The organism is Protofrankia sp. Cj5, assembly GCF_917627405.1.
Classification (GTDB): domain Bacteria; phylum Actinomycetota; class Actinomycetes; order Frankiales; family Frankiaceae; genus Protofrankia.
The window spans coordinates 1-4,433 of sequence record NZ_CAKJTO010000192.1 but is presented as its reverse complement, the minus strand read 5'-3'; the positions used below and the strand labels follow the sequence as shown (position 1 = coordinate 4,433).

Genomic DNA, 4,433 nt, shown 5'->3' with positions numbered 1-4,433 from the left:
CCTACGCACTGACCGGTGGTGACACCTACTGGCTCTACGGCCGGGTCGCGCCCATCGCCGACTGCGCACGCCTCGATCTCACCCCGTCGACGAACCAGTTGTGCTCTCCCCACCCGCCGGGCGAGCGGCCCGGCCCGAACTACTACGTGTGGAACCACCACAGCCCCCGCTTCACCGTCGGCCTTCCCGAGACCGCGAAAAAGGCCGCCCTGGCTGACTTCGCCCACCAGGTCATCGAGCACCAGCCGGAGGACTACGCCCGGATGGTGCTCGGCGACGTGGCCCACTACTTCGCGCCCGGGCGGCGGACCGGCCCGCGTGACTGGCCTGTCGGTACCTGGCACTTCCCCGCTGGCCCGGTGCCCGCCTACTGGAACACCAGCGCGCCGCTCGTAACCTTCGACGGTGGCTGGGCCGCCCGTGGCGTGGCTCCGGCGCCGGCCGCGTTCCTGCGGGCCTACCAGCGCCACGTCTACACCCCCGGGCCCGCGCTGGGCGCGCTGGCCGTACTGGCCGTGCTCGGTGCCGCCGCCGGGGTCCCGCGTCGGTCCCGGGCATCGCGCAACGAGGAGCATGGCGAAACCGGGCGGATCCGAGCCGACTGCGCGCTGCTCATCACCGCGGGCATGGCCCTGCTGGTCATCCCGTCGGCAACCGTGTGTTTCGACTACCGCTACATGCTGCCCACGCTGCTGCTGTTCCCCCCGGCCGCCGCGTTCGGCTGGCATCAGGTCACCGCGGCCCGCGCCGCGGCCGAGCCGCCGCCGCTGCCGGGGAAAGGCGCGGGCTGGCCACCGGAACCTGCGACAGCCGGCAACAAAGACTTCTACGATCACGGTGTGAACAACCGGATATGCCCGACGCCGATCCTCCCGCTGGGCGCGCCCGCGGACGGCGGGACAGCATGAGCACACGACACGAAGTGACCGTCTCCGCGTCGGCCGAGCGCGACCTGGAACGGCTGCCGGACAGAACAGCGGGCGAGATCCGCCGATTCTTCCATGGGCCGCTGCGCAACGATCCCCGCAAGGCCGGGACGCCCCTGTCGGAGTCGCGCTCCACCATGTGGGAGGCGGCTGGTCCAGCCTGGCGGATCCTCTACCAGGTAGATGCCAATACCCTTACCGTACGTGTCATGGTCGTTGCCAAACGCGGCGATCAAAGCCGATCTAACGATCAGGGCCGACGTGCCTCCTAGCCCGGCAGCCGGCGGCACTCCCGCGACGGGAACGGCTCGCCCACGTTCGGCTCGGGCCACCGGTGCTGTCGGAGCTCGCCGCTCTCCTACGCCCCTGCTGGCAGCCGCGGTGGCCCGCACGGGCGCTCAGGAGACGTTGACCCCGAAGTCGAGGGCGATCCCCCGCAGGCCGGAGGCATAGCCCTGGCCAACCGCGCGGAACTTCCACTCGTTGGCGTAGCGGTAGAGCTCCCCGAAAATCATCGCCGTCTCGGTGGAGGCGTCCTCGGTGAGATCGTAACGGGCGATCTCCGTGCCGGCCGTCGAGTCGACCACCCGGATGAAGGCGTCCCGAACCTGGCCGAAGGTCTGCCGGCGCGACTCCGCATCGTAGATCGACACCGCGAAGACGACTTTGGACGCCTGCGGGGTGAGCGCGAACAGCTCGACGGTGATCTGCTCGTCATCGCCACCGCCGCCACCGACAAGGTTGTCACCCAGGTGCTTCACAGCCCCGTCGGGGCTCATCAGGTTGTTGAAAAAGACGAAGTACTGGTCGGACAGAACCTTGCCCAGGTTGTTGACGACAATCGCGCTCGCGTCAAGATCGTAGTCTGCGCCGGAGGTCTGGCGTACCTGCCAGCCCAGGCCGACAGTCACCGCCGTGAGGTTCGGAGCGACCTTGCTGAGCGACACATTGCCGCCCTTGGACAGCGACACCGATGCCATACGCGGAGCTTAACGCCTCTGTCACCTCCGCAGTGGCGCAAGGGCCATGATCCGGCAGCCGGGGACGTCGGCCCCGCGACGCCCCTCACCCGGCCGGGGCGGGACACTCCCGCACGTCCAGGGAACCTGTGGAGTCGGCATGCAAACCGTTGAGGTTGGTGACCGTGACGGTGAAGGACAACGGACCAGCGGTGGTCGATGGCCCGACCGGCCCGGACCAGGCGGACTGCTGCCCGGTCGCGCTGTCAAGATCGAGGGAGGTGGCCGTCGTCCGGCCATCCGGCAGCCGGGCCACCAGCCGTACACCGAAAACACCGGTCGAGTCGGTCGCCCGCACCGACACCGTCGACCGGGCCGGGCTGGACGCGGACGCGCATCCCAGCGGGTAGACGATCGAGGGGACCGCGGCGACCGAGTCGATGGCGGGCGGACCGGACACGGCCGCGGTCACCCGAATCGCCCCGCGGCTGTCGGCCGCTGCCCCACCGCCGCGGGCGGCGACCGCGACCGAGATATCCACCGTGCCAACCGGCGCGGCGGCACGGTCGAGGGAAAAAACGATTGTCGCGCGGCCACCCGCGACGACCGCGCCGGCCGAAGGGGCGATGGTCAGCCAGGCCGGGGCTGCCGCGAACCGGTAGTCGACGGCGGTAGTACCGATGTTGCGCAGTTCCACCGTGGCCGAGGAGTTCACCGAGCCGAAGCCGACCGTGCCGGGCGCGAACACCAGGCCCGCGACCGAGGCCGCGGTTGCCGTGGGAGAGATGATCCGGGCGCTGCCGTCGGCGGCGACCATCGGCAGCGGCATTGTCGCTCGTCCGGTGGGGCTGGGAGCGCCGCCGACGGCGGCCTCGTTCCCGCTGCCACGGCCCGTGTCGACGGGGGTGGGCGGCGTGGTCACGCCCCCGGCGACGGCGCCGGGGGCCCCGGTCACCGCGACGGCCGCGGGCTCATGCGGTGAGACCGCCTGCGCCCCGACCGGCCGGAAGCGCAGCCACGCACCCATCCCCACGACGATCAGCAACGCCGTGGCCGCGGCGACGATGCGCCCCCAACGGACAGGAAGGATCCGGCCCGATCTCCCCCAGGGTGATCGATGCCGTCCCCCCGTGCCACCGTCACGATCCGCGAACCGCGTCATCGAACTGAGCGTAGGTCGACGAAGGTTGCCTGCACAGGGGATCCGCCCGTCCGCGCGCCAAAGAAACGGTCCCAGTCCTCACCGGGCGCAGATCAACGGACCACCCTCGCACCGACGCAATCAGGTACGCAGCGAAATCACAACGAGCCTTCGGCGCCCGCCAGCCTCACCGAGGCGCATGCACCACGCTCACCCAACACCCTCACCGCTCACCCAACATCCCCACTGCTTACCCAGCATGTTTTACCCAGCATGCTTACCCACTGTCCACCAGCGAGCGGCCGACCGGCGACGCCGCTGACGGCGGTCAGGCGGCCCGCCAGCCGCGGCAAAATTCGATCATGATGCATCTGGGCCGTGGAAATGACAACGTCGTAAACGCGTAGTCGCATGCGCGTGCCGTGAACGCGTAATCGCCTGTCGAAAGGAGCGGCCATGGCCGGAGCCCCGTTCACGATGGAGGTCGAGCTCGGCAAAATCCGCGAGTTCGCCCGCGCCACCAAGTCGTCCAACCCTGGCTATCTGACGGCCGACGTGCCGGTGTCGCCGGCGACCTTTCTGGCCACGGCCGCCTTCTGGACGGGACCCGAGAACGCCCCACCCATGGAGGAGATCGGCGATCCGGCCCGCATCCTGCACGGTGAACAGGAGTTTGTCTTCCACGGTGAGCCGCCGCGGGCCGGTACCCGCCTCGTCGGCCAGACCCGCATCGCCAACAGCTACGACAAGCGGGGCAAGCGCGGGGGAAGCATGCGGCTCGTCGAACTCGTCACCGAGTTCCGCACGCCCGAGGGCCGGCTCGTGGCCGAGTCGAAGACCACTGTCATCGTCACCAGCCAGGCACCGGCGGAAGGGCCCACGGCATCATGACGAACGCTACGACCATCAGGACCAATCCCACGACCTGGGATGAGCTCCAGCTCGGGGTGACCGCGGCACCCTTCACCGACGCGCCGCTCACCCGTACGGACTTTGTCCGCTACCAGGGCGCGTCCGGGGATATGAACCCGATCCATCACGACGAACAGTTCGCGCGGGCCGCGGGCTTCCCGACCGTTTTCGCGGTCGGGATGCTGCCGGCCGGCATCCTCGCGACCTATGCCACCGACTGGCTGGGCGCGGCGAACATCCGCCGGTTCCAGGTGCGGTTCGGGGAACAGGCATGGCCGGACGACGTCCTGACATACACCGGCCGCATAGCTGGCCGGCGCGAGGAGAACGGCCGGCGTCTGGTCGACGTCGAGCTCACCGCGACCCGCCAGACCGGCGGTGTCCATCTCAGGGGCTCGGCGACCTTCATCGTCACGTAGGCATCTCCCACCGGCAGGCTGGTCGAGCTGGCGGGAAGGCGTCCCAGCGCTTCAATCGTCCAGCCGACTCAACGGT

5 protein-coding genes and 1 pseudogene are annotated in these 4,433 nt (G+C 69.7%); 4 read left to right on the top strand and 2 right to left on the bottom strand.

What is annotated here, in order from left to right; genetic code table 11:
* A pseudogene (locus tag MJ777_RS22310) lies at positions 1-908 on the top strand (hypothetical protein); the annotation flags it as partial.
* On the top strand, positions 905-1,198 hold the full coding sequence (locus tag MJ777_RS22305) for a type II toxin-antitoxin system RelE/ParE family toxin (protein ID WP_239310805.1): 294 nt from the start codon (positions 905-907) through the stop codon (positions 1,196-1,198). The pseudogene MJ777_RS22310 and the gene MJ777_RS22305, both read left to right, overlap by 4 nt.
* A 126-nt stretch (positions 1,199-1,324) precedes the next feature.
* Here MJ777_RS22305 and MJ777_RS22300 read toward each other — a convergent pair whose 3' ends face one another.
* Complete coding sequence (locus MJ777_RS22300) at positions 1,325-1,906, bottom strand: TerD family protein (protein ID WP_239310806.1); 582 nt, start codon at positions 1,904-1,906, stop codon at positions 1,325-1,327.
* An 85-nt stretch (positions 1,907-1,991) separates the two neighbouring features.
* Positions 1,992-3,047, bottom strand: a complete 1,056-nt coding sequence (locus MJ777_RS22295) for a hypothetical protein (protein ID WP_239377697.1) — start codon at positions 3,045-3,047, stop codon at positions 1,992-1,994.
* 435 nt (positions 3,048-3,482) lie between these two features.
* Between MJ777_RS22295 and MJ777_RS22290 the strand changes: the two genes are divergently transcribed.
* Positions 3,483-3,917 carry a MaoC family dehydratase N-terminal domain-containing protein gene (locus MJ777_RS22290; protein WP_239310808.1) on the top strand — a complete coding sequence of 145 codons (435 nt, stop codon included), beginning with the start codon at positions 3,483-3,485 and terminating at the stop codon, positions 3,915-3,917.
* The gene (locus MJ777_RS22285) at positions 3,914-4,357 is read left to right on the top strand and encodes a MaoC/PaaZ C-terminal domain-containing protein (protein ID WP_239377696.1); all 444 of its coding nucleotides are present in this window, start codon (positions 3,914-3,916) and stop codon (positions 4,355-4,357) included. The genes MJ777_RS22290 and MJ777_RS22285 overlap by 4 nt, the downstream gene beginning before the upstream one ends.
* Positions 4,358-4,433: the final 76 nt, after the last annotated feature.